The 16797-nt window shown below is 38.3% G+C and carries 22 protein-coding genes; 18 read left to right on the forward strand and 4 right to left on the reverse strand.

Features of this window, described 5'->3' with window-relative positions; translation table 11 throughout:
* Together V6E76_RS07275 and V6E76_RS07280 are read left to right on the forward strand one after the other, a co-directional pair.
* Positions 1 to 481, forward strand: a 481-nt coding sequence (locus tag V6E76_RS07275) for a M23 family metallopeptidase (protein ID WP_499797743.1), incomplete at its 5' end; no start/stop codon positions are given.
* Position 482: 1 nt separating this feature from the next.
* The gene (locus V6E76_RS07280; protein ID WP_247351712.1) at positions 483 to 1601 is read left to right on the forward strand and encodes a CapA family protein; all 1119 of its coding nucleotides are present in this window, start codon (positions 483 to 485) and stop codon (positions 1599 to 1601) included.
* Here the strand turns inward: V6E76_RS07280 and V6E76_RS07285 are convergent.
* Complete coding sequence (locus V6E76_RS07285; protein WP_026867158.1) at positions 1598 to 1777, reverse strand: hypothetical protein; 180 nt, start codon at positions 1775 to 1777, stop codon at positions 1598 to 1600. The genes V6E76_RS07280 and V6E76_RS07285 overlap by 4 nt on opposite strands.
* Positions 1778 to 1857: 80 nt before the next feature.
* Between V6E76_RS07285 and V6E76_RS07290 the strand changes: the two genes are divergently transcribed.
* The 5 genes from V6E76_RS07290 (at position 1858) to V6E76_RS07310 (ending at position 4284) form a co-directional block, all read left to right on the forward strand.
* Positions 1858 to 2163 (forward strand): thiamine-binding protein, encoded by a 306-nt coding sequence (locus V6E76_RS07290; RefSeq protein ID WP_026867157.1) that lies wholly within the window; start codon positions 1858 to 1860, stop codon positions 2161 to 2163.
* A 64-nt stretch (positions 2164 to 2227) separates the two neighbouring features.
* Positions 2228 to 2542: a TIGR04104 family putative zinc finger protein gene (locus V6E76_RS07295; protein WP_084145796.1), complete on the forward strand. Its 315-nt coding sequence runs from the start codon at positions 2228 to 2230 to the stop codon at positions 2540 to 2542.
* A 17-nt stretch (positions 2543 to 2559) separates the two neighbouring features.
* On the forward strand, positions 2560 to 3666 hold the full coding sequence (locus tag V6E76_RS07300) for an iron-containing alcohol dehydrogenase (RefSeq protein WP_247351714.1): 1107 nt from the start codon (positions 2560 to 2562) through the stop codon (positions 3664 to 3666).
* 10 nt (positions 3667 to 3676) lie between these two features.
* Positions 3677 to 4093 (forward strand): (deoxy)nucleoside triphosphate pyrophosphohydrolase, encoded by a 417-nt coding sequence (locus V6E76_RS07305; RefSeq protein ID WP_247351716.1) that lies wholly within the window; start codon positions 3677 to 3679, stop codon positions 4091 to 4093.
* A 20-nt stretch (positions 4094 to 4113) separates the two neighbouring features.
* On the forward strand, positions 4114 to 4284 hold the full coding sequence (locus tag V6E76_RS07310) for a hypothetical protein (RefSeq protein ID WP_166627065.1): 171 nt from the start codon (positions 4114 to 4116) through the stop codon (positions 4282 to 4284).
* A gap of 30 nt (positions 4285 to 4314) precedes the next feature.
* Here V6E76_RS07310 and V6E76_RS07315 read toward each other — a convergent pair whose 3' ends face one another.
* Positions 4315 to 5250: a metal ABC transporter solute-binding protein, Zn/Mn family gene (locus V6E76_RS07315; protein WP_247351718.1), complete on the reverse strand. Its 936-nt coding sequence runs from the start codon at positions 5248 to 5250 to the stop codon at positions 4315 to 4317.
* Positions 5251 to 5489: 239 nt separating this feature from the next.
* Between V6E76_RS07315 and rpmG the strand changes: the two genes are divergently transcribed.
* Both rpmG and V6E76_RS07325 read left to right on the forward strand, forming a co-directional pair.
* Positions 5490 to 5639 carry a 50S ribosomal protein L33 gene (gene rpmG, locus V6E76_RS07320; protein ID WP_035811226.1) on the forward strand — a complete coding sequence of 50 codons (150 nt, stop codon included), beginning with the start codon at positions 5490 to 5492 and terminating at the stop codon, positions 5637 to 5639.
* Positions 5640 to 5751: 112 nt separating this feature from the next.
* Complete coding sequence (locus V6E76_RS07325) at positions 5752 to 6633, forward strand: bifunctional 5,10-methylenetetrahydrofolate dehydrogenase/5,10-methenyltetrahydrofolate cyclohydrolase (protein ID WP_026867153.1); 882 nt, start codon at positions 5752 to 5754, stop codon at positions 6631 to 6633.
* Here the strand turns inward: V6E76_RS07325 and V6E76_RS07330 are convergent.
* Positions 6630 to 7016 carry a YolD-like family protein gene (locus tag V6E76_RS07330; protein ID WP_499797746.1) on the reverse strand — a complete coding sequence of 129 codons (387 nt, stop codon included), beginning with the start codon at positions 7014 to 7016 and terminating at the stop codon, positions 6630 to 6632. The two genes, V6E76_RS07325 and V6E76_RS07330, sit on opposite strands and share 4 nt — an antisense overlap.
* A gap of 115 nt (positions 7017 to 7131) precedes the next feature.
* On the opposite strand from V6E76_RS07330, the gene V6E76_RS07335 reads away from it, so the two are divergent.
* On the forward strand, positions 7132 to 7416 hold the full coding sequence (locus tag V6E76_RS07335; RefSeq protein ID WP_247351721.1) for an alpha-amylase: 285 nt from the start codon (positions 7132 to 7134) through the stop codon (positions 7414 to 7416).
* A 213-nt stretch (positions 7417 to 7629) separates the two neighbouring features.
* Here V6E76_RS07335 and V6E76_RS07340 read toward each other — a convergent pair whose 3' ends face one another.
* Positions 7630 to 8553, reverse strand: coding sequence for a manganese-dependent inorganic pyrophosphatase (locus tag V6E76_RS07340; RefSeq protein WP_247351723.1), 924 nt, complete (start codon positions 8551 to 8553; stop codon positions 7630 to 7632).
* A gap of 174 nt (positions 8554 to 8727) precedes the next feature.
* On the opposite strand from V6E76_RS07340, the gene V6E76_RS07345 reads away from it, so the two are divergent.
* The 8 genes from V6E76_RS07345 (at position 8728) to pcrA (ending at position 16794) form a co-directional block, all read left to right on the forward strand.
* Complete coding sequence (locus V6E76_RS07345) at positions 8728 to 10179, forward strand: nicotinate phosphoribosyltransferase (protein ID WP_247351725.1); 1452 nt, start codon at positions 8728 to 8730, stop codon at positions 10177 to 10179.
* A 5-nt stretch (positions 10180 to 10184) separates the two neighbouring features.
* Entirely contained in the window at positions 10185 to 11003 is an 819-nt protein-coding gene (gene nadE / locus V6E76_RS07350) for an NAD(+) synthase (RefSeq protein ID WP_247351727.1), read from the forward strand.
* A 27-nt stretch (positions 11004 to 11030) separates the two neighbouring features.
* A complete protein-coding gene (locus tag V6E76_RS07355; RefSeq protein ID WP_247351729.1) occupies positions 11031 to 11684 on the forward strand; it encodes a DUF2179 domain-containing protein in 654 nt (217 codons plus the stop codon).
* A complete protein-coding gene (locus V6E76_RS07360; RefSeq protein ID WP_247351730.1) occupies positions 11650 to 11844 on the forward strand; it encodes an NETI motif-containing protein in 195 nt (64 codons plus the stop codon). The genes V6E76_RS07355 and V6E76_RS07360 overlap by 35 nt, the downstream gene beginning before the upstream one ends.
* A gap of 16 nt (positions 11845 to 11860) precedes the next feature.
* Positions 11861 to 13156, forward strand: a complete 1296-nt coding sequence (gene purB / locus V6E76_RS07365; RefSeq protein WP_247351732.1) for an adenylosuccinate lyase — start codon at positions 11861 to 11863, stop codon at positions 13154 to 13156.
* Positions 13157 to 13834: a M15 family metallopeptidase gene (locus V6E76_RS07370; RefSeq protein WP_247351733.1), complete on the forward strand. Its 678-nt coding sequence runs from the start codon at positions 13157 to 13159 to the stop codon at positions 13832 to 13834. It abuts the gene before it with no gap.
* A gap of 98 nt (positions 13835 to 13932) precedes the next feature.
* Positions 13933 to 14604 (forward strand): geranylgeranylglyceryl/heptaprenylglyceryl phosphate synthase, encoded by a 672-nt coding sequence (locus V6E76_RS07375; protein ID WP_247351735.1) that lies wholly within the window; start codon positions 13933 to 13935, stop codon positions 14602 to 14604.
* Between the two features lie 18 nt (positions 14605 to 14622).
* Entirely contained in the window at positions 14623 to 16794 is a 2172-nt protein-coding gene (pcrA, locus tag V6E76_RS07380) for a DNA helicase PcrA (protein ID WP_247351853.1), read from the forward strand.
* Positions 16795 to 16797: the final 3 nt, after the last annotated feature.

Here is a 16797-nt window from a genome sequence, read left to right on the forward strand (position 1 = left end):
CTTTTTAAACTATCATTATTCCTATGAGAATCAGCGCTATGCTTATGATTTTATCGTTAAAGAAAATGGTCAGGCAGTCAGAGGGAATGCCTCAATTTTAGAAAGCTATCACAGTTATGGACGTCCAATTGTCGCACCAGCATCAGGTACTATCTTTAAAGTATATGATGGGGTGAGAGATAATTCACCGATGTCGATGAATATGGATGTTCCAGAAGGTAATGCGATCATTATTCAACACGGTGTGAATGAATATAGTATGCTTGCGCATTTAAAAGCAGGTTCTATCTTAGTCAGTGAGGGGACCTACGTAAATCGTGGTCAAGTATTGGCAGCATGTGGTAACAGCGGGGCGAGTGATACGCCTCATCTACACTTTCATGTGATGGATGGGCCGAATCCAGACACTGCACGGTCATTAAAAATTAAGTTTGAACATGGTATTGAGCCTGAGCAAGGACAAACATTAAGGGGAGAATGAAATGAAGATATTGTTGTCAGTACTAATGTTTTTCAGTTTCTTTTCTAATAGTGAAACAGAGCCACTTCAAGGGGATACTAAAAACTTTGAAACAATCGATCAGGATGCTTTCTTACAAAATTTGAGTCAGTACTTAGATTCTTCGTTTACCTTTGCGGCAACAGGTGACATCTTAGTACATGACTATCTTTATGAAGACGTTCAAACAGAGGATGGTTATGACTTTGTATCTCGCGTAGAGACAGTTGCACCTTATTTACAACAACAAGATCTGGTCTTCTTAAATCAAGAAACACCGATAGGTGGAGAGGAATTAGGTCTTAGTGGTTATCCTACCTTTAATGCACCAGAAGAAGTCGCAGATTTACTAAGTTACTTTAATGCAGACATTGTTAATTTAGCCAATAACCACACACTTGATCGTAGTGCGGAAGGTATAGCTGCAACGACTGAAAACTTAAAAGAGAGAGATATTGATTACGTCGGTGCAAACGTAAGTGAGGAAGATAAAGACCGTGATCGTATTTTCAATGTCAATGGGATTGATGTTGGATTCTTAGCCTATACATACGGAACCAATGGTATTCCTGTACCAGAAGGACAAGAGTACTTAGTGAATTTAATTGATATGCCAAGTATTGTAGAAGATATTGAGCAGTTAAGGAGTCAAGTGGACGTATTAATTGTCAGCTACCATCAGGGTGTTGAATATGATGAGTTTCCAAGAGATGAGCACATACCTGAGTATCACACTATGGCGGAGGCCGGTGCAGATATTATTGTCGGTTCTCATCCGCACACCTTACAGCCGATTGAGCATTATGAAAGAGAAGACGGAAGTGAAGCGGTAATTGCATACTCTATGTCTAACTTTTTAAGTGCGCAACAAACATTAAATACTCGGCTCGGTGGTATTTTAGAAGTCACTGTGAAACAAGAAGGGGAGAATATTGATGTCGGCGATGTTAGATTCATGCCAACCTATGTTGATAGTAATGAATATGAAGACTTTTACCTCCAGCCACTCGATGCAATGGATATGACTGATGTCTATAGTGATGTGAGTGAGCACATGACAAGTTATAGTGACAAAGTCGAGGTTGTCCCTTACCTCGACTAGTCTTCAGGCTCTTCTTTTCTAATAATCGACATGATCGAGACGATACCTAATAAGATTAAAGTTAATATTAATGGTATGTTAAGTGAGGATGGTAGGAAATCCTGACAGAAATAATAAATCATGCCTAGCGCAATTAAAATGAGAATAATATTTAAACCCTTGCTAACTTTAAACATTTGAAACCACCTTTAAATGTTTGTTTTCTAACAATAATAGTATCATAATAGTGGTAGAAATGAATTGAGGAGAGAGAATTATGAATTATATTATGAGCATTCAAGTGTTGCCTTATCACCCTGGTGACAAAAAACTCTACTCGCACACTAAAGGGGCGATTGAGTTAATAGAAAACAGTGGTTTTACTCACTTTGTTGGCCCAAGTGAGACGACAGTTGAGGGGAATTTGGATGAGCTATTCAACCTCGCTAAAAAGATTAACCTCTACCTTGCAGAAGAAGGTTGCGAACATGTGACAACAAATATTAAGCTTGTTCAGTCTAAAGAAGAAAATCAGATTAAAGACATTCTAAAAGATTACTATGAATTTGAAGATGATGAATAAGAAGAGCCAATGTGCTCTTCTTTTTTGATATAATCGTGAGTAATACTAATAAAAAGGTGATTGTATGGGAGAATGTCCGCACTGTAAGCATGAGTGGACTTACAAAGAAAAACTATTAGGTTATGCATTAAAACCTCGGACACGTATTAGGTGCCCGAAGTGTAGAGAATACATAGAACCATCGACCTTATCGATAATCTATGATTACATTGCGATATTTCTTGTTGCCTTGTTTATATTTATACTAATACCAATTATGCAATGGCCGATGTGGCCATCGTTGCTCATTAGTTTTATCCTGTTTTTATTATATGTATTTTTATTCCAACCTTTAACGATACGTTTTAAACATTATGAATACAATATCAAAAAGAAATAAGACTTAAGGGGGATTATATGTTTTCTTTTCACAATACAACGGATATTCACTTTGGCGTTGGTGTGATTACTACGATTGAAGAAGTGTTGCAGGATGCCGGTTACGAATCTATTATTCTCGTTGCTTCAAACTCACAAGTGAAAAATGGGGTTAGCGACTTATTAAAATCATTATTATCGGGCAAAATTAAAGATACTGTTTCAAATATTGAACCCAATCCTACAGTAGACAATGTGGATAGTATCATTGAAGCATGTCTTAGTTTTAAGGCTGATGCTATCATTGCTGTAGGCGGTGGATCGACGATGGATGCTGCAAAAGCGGCAGCTGCAGCTGTTGTTCGTGATGTAGATGCTCGGACAATTATCGATGATAAGCGAGTCAACGGGGCACTTGATGTGATTGCATTACCGACGACGAGTGGTTCTGCATCTGAAGTTACACCTTTTAGTGTCATCAGTGATAAGGAACGTGGCTTAAAAGTATCCTTAAATAGCCCAGATTTATATCCAAAACATGCTTTTGTAGACCCAGAACTCACATATACTTGTCCACCATCAGTCACAGCGATTTCTGGTATTGATGTTATTTGTCATGCATTAGATTCGATTGGTTCGAAGAATCACAATCCAATTTCTGATGCGATTCATTTAAGAGCTTTAAAACTTGCCTTTGGAAATTTAGAAACAGCATTTAATGAACCGGATAATGTGACTGCCAGAAAAAACATGGCCTTAGCGAGTACTATGGCGGGTATTGGTTTTAGTCAGACTATGACGAGTGGATCACATGCGACGAGCTATTATCTAACTTCTGAATTTGACATACCTCATGCAGAAGCTTGTGCCTTTACGCTTGATCAGTGGGTCTTATATAATGCGGAAATAGATAATCGAATGGATAATATTAGTGCGGAGCTCGGTTTTAAAAACACACGTGAGATGTCAGATGCAATCAACGACCTAAAAGAAACATTAGGACTTCGCATGACATTTGAAGATTTAGATATTGAACGCGAGCATATCCCAGAAATTGCACGTCAAGCGATGGCAGCGGGAAATTTCAGAAATAATCTTGCGGAGCTAACTGAGGACGAAATGAATGAAATGTTGGAGAGAAAGTAGGGAATTTAGAGTGACAAAAAAGAAAATTCAAGTTGTTGGTGCAGTAATAGAAAATGATTTAGGTGAAATCCTATGTGCTCAAAGACCAGAAGGTAAAAACTTAGCTTTAAAATGGGAGTTTCCAGGTGGTAAAATTGAGGCAGATGAAACGCCTGAAGATGCCCTAAAAAGAGAATTAATTGAAGAAATGGCACTAGATATTACAATTGAAGATAAGATCACAACGACCACTCATGAATATGATTTTGGCATCGTTGAGCTGACGACTTACTTTTCTAAAATCAAGAGTGGCACAGTGGAATTACTTGAACATGTACAGATGAAATGGTTGCCTGCAGCTGATATCGATACTTTGGACTGGGCACCGGCAGATATTCCTGCAATTAAGATTATAAAAGAGAAAAAAGGGAATAGAATAGAGAATTAATACACAGGAGGGGTCACTCAATGGACTTAATTAAAGGTTTACTCGGTTTTATATTTAAAACTTTTGTTATTTTATTTGCATTAACGGCAGTGGCTGTCGTGGTTCTAGCATTTTTCCTTAAAAAGGACGTAGATGAAATCCGAGAGTTTACTGAAAGCATTAAAAACGACTTATATCGCGGAAGAGCATAAAATCTTGTCCGGAATATTCCGGACAAGATTTTATTTGTCATTGAGAGCTTGATCTAAGGTCTCGATGTTTTTAGCCATCATCGATTGATAAGTTGCATCTTCAGGATCGTTATCAGTCAGTGTTTCTAAATTATTGAAGTAGAGTGGCTCGGTGTTGGTTTCATCTCTGATGACATCGGTGACGGTCGATGTGACATTCGGTTCATATAATATATAAGGAATATTTTGTGCTTGTATCTGATCGATAATTTCAGTCAGTTCCTTTTGTGAAGGCTCTTGGTTGCTTAATCCATTAATACCAACCTGATGAAAACCGTATTGTTCGGCTAAGTAACCGAGAGATTCGTGAGAAATGTAGACATCTGTATAGACAGGATCTTCAGTAATTTCTGTGAGCTGTTTATCGATATCTTCTAAGTCTGCTTGTAAATTATTAAAGTTTTCTTCGTACATATCACTATGTTCCGGTTGAGCATCAATGAGCGCATCTTTGACAGACTCTGCCATAATTATAGCGAGATTTGGATTTAACCAAATGTGGGGATCCCCGCTACCGTGATCATGATTGTGGTCGTCATCATGCTCGTGATCATGGTCATCATGACTCGTTGAAATTAAATCGTCCTCATTGATGTGAGCTGTGGTTTCAATGACGTTCGTGTCTTCATTAATTGTATCTGTGATATTTTTGGCGATAGGGTCTAAATCATTTGAGGTCATCATGAAAATATCACCATCAGCATACTCCATCATATCTTTTTGAGTCGGTTCATAAGAATGCATGTCCGCACCAGCAGGGTAAATGGATTCGACCTCAACAGTATCACCACCGATTTCCTCTACAAAGCTCGTTAAGGGAAAGACAGTTGTATAAATATTTAGTTTACCATTGTCTTCTTCGCTTGAGTTGCTACATGCTGTTAAGAAGAGCAGGACGGTTATAAGATAGGGAAGAAATTTGATCATGTTTATAGTACTCCTAATTCCGTAATGATTACGATTTAAAATTATAGCGGACTGCTTGATATTATGCAAGTGATATTTAACTAAGAAAGTCTTGAAATTTTAGGAGAATCCTAGTAAAATAAATAAGGTGATTTAAAAAGCATATACTAATCATCTGTGAAATGGATGATCAACTGGCCAGTTGATTCGAGTATATTATCATTAATTATCGATTTCACTTAACAAAGGAGGCGACAGAAATGAGAGTAATCGTTACATTAGCTTGCACTGAGTGCGGAGACCGCAACTACAGCACTAAGAAAAACAAAAGAAACAATCCAGAGCGTATCGAAATGATGAAATTCTGCCCTAGATTGAACAAGTACACGTTACACCGTGAAACTAAATAATTACTTATAGCTATCATCAATTGATGATAGCTTTTTTTAATTTAACCCTTTGATTATGTTATAATGAGTCTGGGTCATTGACTAGTAAAATATTAATAGGGGAGTGCAATATATGACAGTAGTTATGGACGGCAAAAAGGTTGCCGCACACTTGTCCGATGAGATTCGTGAAGCACTAGAGGTTTCAGAATCACATGGTATTCAGCCTAAAGTGGCGTTTGTTAGAATTGGAGATTTATCCGATTCGATTTCTTATGAAAATGCCGCGGTTAAACGTTTTGAAAAATTGGGAATCCAGACTTCTCAGTTCCATTTTCCAGAAGATGTATCGACGAAAGTATTTCTAACAAAGTTTAGAGAAATTAATGAAGATTATTCAATACACGGTATCCTACTCTTACAACCTTTACCAAAACACATTCCAATGAAACGTGTAGCAGAAGTTATGAATTCATTTAAAGATATCGATGGAATGAAAGCATCAAATCTAGGTAAGGTACTCACGAACGACCCTGATCGTTTGGAACCATGTACACCAGCCGCTGTAATGAATATGCTTGATTACTATGACATCGACTTAAAGGGTAAAAATGTCACAGTAGTTGGTGCGAGTGCAGTAGTTGGTAAGCCGTTATCACTGTTAATGATGAACAGAGAAGCGACAGTTACTACATGTAACTTATACACTGACGATCTTGTTGAAAAATGTAAGAATGCGGACGTCATCGTTTCTGCAGCAGGAGCAATTAACTTGATTGATGAACCACACGTCAAAGAAGGTGCGGTTGTTGTCGATGTGGGTATTAACTTTAATGATGAAGGTAAGATGGTCGGCGACGTGAACTATGAAGCAGTTAAAGATAAAGCTTCATTCATTACACCAGTTCCGGGTGGAATCGGTGCAATTACAACGACAGTGCTTGCTTATCATTTAGTTAAGGCAACAGAACACCAGAAAGAACCTGTCTTGTTCTTAGAAAAACAAGAGAACTAATATTTATCGATTAAGATAATATCTAAAATATCTATAAAAGGGACGAAGATTAAATCTTCCTGTCCACACTTTTGACCAATGAGCATCAAGCTCCATTGGTCTATTTTTATGACTTCTAAATCTACGGAGAAGCGGGAACCATCATAGAAGTAGAAAATACGAACTGCACGTTGTTCATTGAGTGCTTTTTGGAAAGTAAATTCCATTTCGCTTAAACGATCATCAGACAGTTCCGGGCGTTCAATTTTAGTCTGATCATCCATGAGTTGCTGTACATTTTCAAACTGCTCAGGCATAGTAGCAAAAGGCGCCCACTTAATCATGCCGCGTCCATTGGGAATATTTGAATTTAGTTGATCCACGGGAAGTTGACGATAATCCATAACTTCAACCTTCTTTCTTAACTGCTTGTTCCCATTATACGAACATATGTTCGATTGTTCAAGTGGTGGATATATGGTAAATTAATAGTAATAATAAGCTGAGTGAGGACGAAAAATGCGTAAAAAATTAGTTTGGGGAATCATTACTGTCATTGTCTTGTCAGTATTGCTACTTCCTTTAGTGGATAAAACAGCAAGTACGACGCGGGTCATCATTGATAACACAACCAAAGAAATTGTCCATCCGTCTTGCTATGATCAAGCGGACTTAACGAATTGGATAGACGAAGTCTCATTTGGTAGAGCAATAGATGAATTAGAGTACGATGTTCGAGATGAATGTTCAAAAGAACACTTAGAAGAAGGTAAAACAAGCGTGTTGATGAGAGTACTGGAGTAGATGGATTGATGGGCGGGTCACTGTGAAGTCGACAACGGACCGCTAGGCGAATATCGGGTCACTGTGAAGTCGACAACGGACCGCTAGGAAAATATCGGGCCATTGTAACTCCCACAAAGTCGCACAACCATCAACAACCAATACTCAAACAACAAAAGAGAGCACCCAACTGAATTAAGCTGGATGCTCTCTCTTTTTCATAACAAACAAAAATTATTCTGATAAGGCTTTTGTAATGTTTGGAACGACTTGTTTTTTACGAGATACAACACCTTCTAGAATTGCTGTATTCTGATCAAGTGCAACATCAAAAGCACGTTCTACTGATGCAAACTCATTTCCTAATGCGAGTACCTTAGAGTTTGAGTTAAGAATATCAGTAACAATCAACGTAAATAGATCGTAGTTTTCTTTGTCGATTTCTGCATTGATTGCTGCTTCAATTTCCTCACGACGGTTGAATACTTCGTCTACATCGACAACGTTGACTTGGGCGATACGTACGCTTTTCTCACCGATATCAAACGTTTTTGCATCTCCAGTAATTAACTGAACTGCTGATTTGTCTTTAGTAGATGCACCGGCTTTAAGCATTTCAAGTCCGTATGCTTCAAGATCAACACCTGCTACAGCTTTTAATTCTGAAGCTGCATCGATATCTTCTTCAGTTGTTGTTGGTGATTTGAAAAGTAAAGTATCTGAAATGATTGCAGATAACATAAGTCCTGCCATTTCTTTAGACAATTCCAAGTTTTTCTCTTTGTAAATTTTGTTTAGGATTGTCGCAGTACAACCGACAGGTTCAGCACGGTAGTAGAGTGGACCTTCTGTTTCAAAGTTTGCAATTCTGTGGTGATCGAATACTTTTGTAACGACTGCATTTTCGATACCTTTTGCAGATTGTTGTTTCTCATTGTGATCGACTAAAATAACTTCGTCTCCACTCGCCACTTCTGTTAGTAAATCCGGTACTTCTACTCCGAATTCATCTAGGGCGTATTGTGTTTCACTATTAATATCTCCAAGGCGATATGCCTTTACATCTGAACCAAGTTGTTTCTCAATATCTTGTACAACAAGTGCAGAAGTTATCGTATCAGTATCTGGGTTTTGGTGACCGAATATTTTAATTGCCATTTACAGTCAATCTCCTTTTTCATGTGTGTAATGTTTTCTTCACTTAATATTTTAACATTTCTTAAGGGTGTCTTCTATATCTTCATATAAAGAGCGATATAACTGTGCTTTACCAGGTTATTTTATGTGATAAAATTAGATTATCTATAATTGTTACTCATGGGAGAGAAACGAATGTATAAATATCAAGATGACAGTTTTATGCTTCACACAGATCTATATCAAATCAACATGTCGAAAACTTATTTTGAACAAGGTATTCACGAAAAGAAAACGATTTTTGATCTGTATTTTAGACAGATGCCTTTTGGTAATGGCTATGCAGTTTATGCTGGCTTAGCACGCATCATTGATTATTTAAGAAATTTACATTTCTCAGATAGTGACATTGAATATTTAAAATCAATCGGTTATGAGGATGACTTTCTTGATTATTTAAAAACAGTGCGTTTTACAGGGACCTTACGTTCGGTAGTAGAGGGGGAAACGGTCTTTAACAATGAGCCACTTGTACAAGTAGAGGCGAGTTTGGTAGAAGCACAGTTAATTGAGACGGCACTTTTAAATATTGTCAATTTCCAAACGCTCATTGCGACAAAAGCAAGTCGTATTCGTGAGTTAGTTCCTGGGGATAATCTCATGGAATTTGGTACGCGTCGTGCACATGAGTTTGACGCGGCGATGTGGGGTGCGAGAGCATCGATTATTGGTGGATTTGATGGAACAAGTAATGTCAGAGCTGCTAAATTATTTGACTTAAAGGCAAGTGGAACACACGCACATGCGATGGTTCAAGCCTATGGTAATGACTACGATGCTTTTACAGCTTACGCTAAAACCCATAAGGATTGCGTCTTTTTAGTCGATACGTTTGATACATTAAAATCAGGAATTCCAACAGCAATCAAGGTGGCCAATGAATTTGGTAATAAAATTAACTTTGTCGGTATTAGAATAGATTCTGGTGACATTGCTTATTTAACGAAAAAGGCAAGAATCATGTTAGATGAAGCGGGTTACCAAGACGCTCAGATTATCGTGTCTAATGATTTAGATGAAGTGACAATTCTCTCTTTAATTTCCCAAGGGGCAAAAGTAGATGGTTGGGGTATCGGCACAAAATTGATTACTGCCTTTGACCACCCGGCACTTGGTGCAGTGTATAAGCTAGCAGCCATTGAAGGTGAAAATGGGGAGTGGTTAAACCGCATTAAAATCTCAGGTAATATTGAGAAGGTAACCACACCAGGGAAGAAAAAACTATATCGAATTATCAATAAGGATACAGGCATGTCTGAGGGAGATTACATTACAGTGTACGATGAGGAATTTGATTACTCTAAGCCACTATTGATGTTCCATCCCATTCATACGATGAAGCGTAAGCTCATTAAGTCATATGAAGCAGTCGATTTACTCCAAGACATCATCGTCGATGGAGAAGTTGTCTATGAGTCGCCGTCTGTTGATGAAATGAGAGAAAAATGTAGTGAAAGTCTCAGTCAAATCTGGGAAGAAACGAAGCGTTTCTTAAACCCACAAGAATACCCTGTCGACTTATCTAAAAAGCTTTGGAACGTTAAAAACGATTTAATTGAAGAATTGTCAAATAAGACCTTGGAGTGATTTTGATGTCGGATATCCAAAAGGAAATTATCGAGCGTCTTCATGTTAAACCAGAAATTAATTCACAAGAGGAACTCTCAGAAATCATTAACTTTTTAAAGGATTATGTCACTGCTCAACCTTTTATAAAAAGCCTCGTTTTAGGTATTTCTGGGGGACAGGATTCTACGCTTTTAGGCAAGATTGCACAGTTGACTGTAGCTGCTTTAAGAGAAGAAGGTAAGGAAGTTAAATTCTACGCAGTCAGGTTGCCTTATGGCGTGCAAGCAGATGAAAGTGATGCAAGAGATGCGGTCGACTTCATTGAACCAGATGAACGTGTCACAGTCAATATTAAAGATAGTGTGGATGCCTGTGTTGGCGCTTTACATGATAGTGGCTTTACCTTAAGCGATTTTGTTATCGGTAATGAGAAGGCACGAGAGAGAATGAAAGTTCAATATGCAATCGCAGCACATACAGGCGGTATTGTGCTCGGGACAGATCATGCAGCAGAAGCACTCACCGGTTTTTATACTAAGTTTGGTGATGGTGCATGTGATGTCGCCCCACTAACGGGCTTAAACAAACGTCAAGGGCGTCAGCTACTTGAATTTTTAAAGGCACCACCACACCTCTATGAAAAAATTCCGACAGCAGACTTAGAAAGTAACAAACCGCTCTTAAGTGATGAAGCAGCATTGGGTGTTAGCTATAGAGAAATCGATGATTTCCTAGAAGGTAAACCAGTATCTCAGCACGCTTTTGATACAATCATTAACCATTATAAACGGTCAGCTCATAAAAGAGACTTACCATATAACCGTTACAATTTACCTAAATAGATATATAAAGAAAGAGGGCTAACAACCATGTTACAAATGATTAACGAAAACCCGATGTTGATGATTTTAGTCATTTTTATCATCAACATTATTTACGTCACGTTCTTAACGATGCGTACTATTATGACCTTAAAAGGCTATCGCTTTGTTGCAGCTGCCTTTAGTATTTTAGAAACTTTTGTTTACGTCATTGGTCTAGGACTTGTACTCGATAATCTAGATCGACCACAAAATATCGTTGCTTACGCACTTGGATTTGGTGTCGGTATACTCGTCGGTACTAAGATTGAAGAGCAACTTGCTCTCGGTTATACGGTTGTTAACGTGACGACAGGTAAAAAAGATATAGATTTACCAAATGACTTAAGGAATTTAGGTTATGGAGTTACACACGGCCATCAATATGGACGTGATGGACAGCGGACAGTCATGCAAATACTGTCACCTAGAAAATATGAAAGAAAATTAATGGAAACGATTCGTGAGTTAGATGATAAGGCCTTTATTATCTCTTATGAACCGAAAAATATACATGGTGGTTTCTGGACTAAAGGACTTAGCCGTCGTCGCATGAAGAACTATGAACCAGAAAATGTAGAAGAAGTTTTAGAAGAAATATATGAGCTACAAGAACAGGATGAGGCTAATGGCACAACAGAAGCAACGAAAGAAAAAATTTAAGGTTGGCCCTGATGATACACTTTCAGAAGTCTTAGAGAGAATGAAGGAAGAAGGCTATCAAGTCACTAGACGCATGGAAGTTCCGGTGTTTAAAGAAGAAGGCGGCGAGGTCGTCGTCTCACATCAAGAGATTGTTTTTGAAGGTAAATTAATCAAATAATGAGGATGAGTAATTAATGATCAGTAGGTATACAAGACAAGAAATGGCAGACATATGGACCGAAGATAATAAGTACCGTGCCTGGTTGGAAGTAGAAATACTCGCAGCAGAAGCATGGGCTGAGCTTGGTATCATTCCAAAAGAAGAAGTGAAGAATATCAGACCGAATGCTCGTGTTGACGCTGATAGAATCCAAGAAATTGAAAAGGAAACAAGACACGATGTTGTCGCCTTTACAAGACAAGTTTCTGAAACTCTGGGTGATGAAAAGAAATGGGTTCATTATGGTTTAACATCTACGGATGTCGTCGATACTGCACAGAGCTATGTACTTAAGCAGGCAAATGAAATTATAGAAAAAGATATAGAGAATTTTATTGATATCTTGGCGGATAAGGCCAGAAAACACAAGCACACTATCATGATGGGACGCACACATGGTGTACACGCTGAACCGACTTCTTTTGGTATCAAAATGGCGCTTTGGCACCAAGAAATGGTTCGTAATTTGAAACGTTTTAGAGCGGTTAGAGAAGAAATAGAAGTTGGTAAAATGAGTGGTGCTGTCGGTACATTTGCAAATATTCCACCAGAAGTTGAAGAATATGTATGCCATCATCTCGGTATAGGGATTGCGGAAGTTTCAACGCAAACGCTACAAAGAGATCGTCATGCACACTATGTAGCGGTACTTGGATTAATTGCGACCTCAATTGAAAAGTTTGCTGTAGAAATTAGACACCTTCAAAAAACAGAAACAAGAGAAGTAGAAGAAGCATTTGCTAAGGGTCAAAAAGGCTCAAGTGCTATGCCACATAAGAGAAATCCAATCGGTAGTGAAAATGTGTCTGGTCTTGCGAGAGTGATTAGAGGTTACATCACAACAGCATATGAAAATGTGCCACTCTGGCATGAAAGAGACATCTCTCATTCCTCAGCAGAGCGCATTATGCTCCCAGATGTGACAATCGCTTTAAACTACATGCTGAACCGCTTTAGTAATATCATTAAAAACTTAACAGTCTTTGAAGAAAACATGAAAGCCAATATCGATAAGACATTCGGACTTGTATATTCTCAACAGATTCTTTTAGCTCTAATCGATAAAGGCATGTCTAGAGAAGAAGCATATGACTTAGTGCAACCAAAGGCGATGGAATCATGGGAAAGTAAGGTACCTTTACAAGAACTAGCAAGTCAAGATGAAAAAATCACAGCAGCGCTAACGAGTGATGAATTACAAGCATGCTTTGATGAGTCACATCATTTACGCCGTGTAGATACAATATTTAAGCGAGCAGGCTTAGAGTAAATGAGAACAATTAAATTTACTTTTGTCCTTGCTTTATTATTAGCTCTCAGTGCTTGTAGCGGCGAAGCATCAACTGAGGCAGAGGCAATTGACTTCAGTAAAAATTATGAAGCGCTCACGTTCTCAAACCTAGACATTCCAGTCAATGTCGAAGTGATCGATGGGGTGACTTATGCTGACGGTGTGTTAATCGTTAACAAAGAGATTCCGCTACCTGAAGATTACAACCCGGGTATGCAGCCAGAAGCGGAGAACGCTTATATGACAATGTTTGAAGATGCTAAAGAGGAAGGGCTCAACTTTGAATTGGTGAGTGACTTTAGAAGTTATGATTACCAGGCTGAGTTATATAATAATTATGTAGCGAGAGATGGTAAGGAAGCGGCTGACCGCTATAGTGCTGAACCAGGTCATTCAGAACATCAAACAGGTCTTGCAATTGATGTAGGATCATACGATAGTGCGGTACTCCTACAAACTTCATTTGAGTCCACGCCAGAATTTGAATGGTTAGAAGAAAATGCCCATCATTATGGATTTATTATTCGTTACATGAAGGGTAAGGAAGATATTACCGGCTACATGTACGAACCTTGGCATTTGAGATATGTTGGAGATAAGGCGACAGAGATTCATGAAAGTGGCTTAACTTTAGAAGAGTATTTCGACCTTATTTAAGGGCTCGTGTGGTGCGTAAAGCACCCACGGGCTTTTATGTTTTTTAACAGGCAAAAATGCTATAATTATCGTATGATTTTTATAAAGGACTTGTGACTATGTTAAGACAAGCAAAACATGTATTTAAGTTAGATCCACAGAAAAATATTACAGATGCATCACTTGAAGCGACCCTAACATCTCAGACAGATTTAATCATGATAAGTGGTACAGATGGTGTTACCAGACAAAACATTTCGGATTTACTTGAGCGTATCAAAAGCTTCAATTTAGACAAGTCTATAGCGCTTGAAATATCTCATCCTGATGCCGTTGTACCAGGTTTTGATTATTATTACGTGCCGAGTGTAATCAACACTAAAAATATTAAGTATGCACATGGTCTCTTAATTGAGGCGTTAATGGAATATCATGAGTTTATTGAATATGAAAATATCAGACTCTTACCCTATATCGTGATGAACGAACATTGTAAAGCATTTGATAGAGCAGAGTGTACTTTGATGAACGACGAAGAATTTCTAGCTGCTATACACATGTTAGATAAGTTATATAAAATGGATTTTATATATGTAGAATATAGTGGTACATACGGAGATTATGCACTTGTTAAAGAAGCATTTGATGCATGTGAAAACAGTCGTTTAATATATGGCGGTGGTATTCAGTCCCACTCAGAGGCAACACAGATGGCCAAAGCCAGCGATACGATCGTTGTAGGAAATATTGTCTACGATGATATAGAACTAGCATTGACAACAATCATTTAATAAATGGAGTTTTTTAAAATGGATTTAAGTGGAATGAATAAAGAACAACTACAAGCGATTAAAACTACAGAAGGGCCACTCTTGATCATGGCTGGAGCAGGGAGTGGTAAGACAAGAGTTCTGACACACCGCGTGGCTTATCTTCTAGATGAAAAACAAGTCCCATCTTATAATATTTTAGCGATCACTTTTACAAACAAGGCAGCAAAGGAAATGCGTGAACGTGTAGATAAGTTGATTACAGAAGATGCGAACAGAATGTGGATTTCAACATTCCACTCCATGTGTGTCAGAATTCTAAGAAGAGACATTAGCTATCTCGGGTACGATACGAGCTTTTCTATTTTAGATCCGCTAGACCAACAATCCGTCATTAAAGACATTTTAAAAAATAGAAACCTAGATGTAAAACAGCATAACCCAAGAAGTATCTTATCGGTGATTTCAGCCTATAAAAACCAATTGATAAAACCAGATCAAGCGATTCAAGAAGCAGGTGGCTTCCTAGATGAACTCTACAGTCAAATATATAAGGACTATCAAGAGGTGCTCTACCGTAATAGTTCTTTAGACTTTGATGACTTAATCATGCTAACAATAGAATTATTTGAAAAAGAAGCCAGTGTCTTAAACTACTATCAGTCGCGTTTTCAGTATATTCACGTTGATGAGTATCAAGATACGAACCATGCCCAGTATCGCCTGGTACAAATGCTTGCCGATAAGTATCGAAACATTTGTGTCGTTGGGGATTCTGACCAGTCAATTTATAAGTTCCGTGGTGCAGACATTCAAAACATTTTAAACTTTGAAAGAGACTACCCTGAAGCCACAGTTATAAAACTAGAAGAAAACTACCGTTCGACTAAGATGATCCTAGATGCTGCCAATGCAGTCATTGATAACAACACAGAAAGAAAACCGAAGAACTTACGTTCAAACAAAGGTGACGGGGCGAAGGTGGAAGTGAATGTCTCCTTTAGTGAACGTGAAGAAGGGCAAGCCGTTGTCCGAAAAGTTCAAGAGTTGAGTGATGAATACTCGTACGGTGATATGGCAGTGTTGTATAGAGCGAATGCTCAATCTCGTGCGGTAGAGGATGCCTTTGTTAAGTCAAGTATTCCCTATAAAATGGTTGGCGGTATGAAGTTCTACAGCCGCATGGAAATCAAGGATCTAATGAGCTACTTAAAAGTCATTCAAAATCCTTTTGATGATATAAGCTTCAGCCGCATTATTAATGTGCCTAAAAGAGGCATTGGGGCAAAGACCATTGAAAAGCTTCAAGCCCATGCAGATCAGTTGAACTCCAGTATTTACGATGCGATTCGTGACGCAGACTTTTTAGGCATACCACAAAAGACTGTTGTGAAATTAGTGTCTTTACTAGAAGTATTGGATAACTTAAAAGAGAAATCTAAATACTTAACGATGACAGAGCTCGTAGACGAAGTTTTAAAAGATACCGGCTATCACGACATGTTAGCACAGGATAAAACACTTGAGGCAAGAAGTCGTTTAGAAAACTTAGAAGAGTTTAAGACGGTCACGAAAGAATTTGATAATGAGCACCCTGTCCAAGATGATAATCTATTCGAGTTTCTGAGTGACATGGCTTTAGTTTCTGACCAAGATGGTGTGGACGATACGGTAGGTGTGACGATGATGACCATGCACGCTTCAAAGGGATTAGAGTATAAAGTCGTCTTCATTGTTGGTTTAGAGGAAGGTGTCTTTCCATCTAAACGCGTTCAATTTGACGACAAAGAACTTGAAGAAGAGCGTCGACTCATGTACGTTGGTGTCACACGTGCCATGGACCGACTCATCTTATCAAGAGCAGAGTCAAGAATGTTATATGGTCGAACTGAATCCAATATGATGAGCCGGTTTTTATCGGAAATTCCTGAAGAATTAGTAGAGAATCAAGGTGGAACAAAAATATTCGGTAACACGAATCAGTCGACACCATCATACGCGAAAGGTCCGAAAAAACGGTCACAGGTTATTCAGAAAAAGCCCAATGCCACATATAGTATCGGCGACAAGGTATCTCATAAAGTATTTGGTGATGGTATTGTTTCTCAAATTAAGGGTGAAGGTGACGATACGGAGTTAGACATTGTCTTTCATACCGCAGGGCCAAAACGACTTTTGGCGAATTTCGCACCACTCGAGAAGAAGGATTGAGAC

The sequence above is a fragment of the Jeotgalicoccus huakuii genome (genome assembly GCF_036665975.1).
GTDB classification, from domain to species: Bacteria; Bacillota; Bacilli; order Staphylococcales; family Salinicoccaceae; genus Jeotgalicoccus; species Jeotgalicoccus marinus.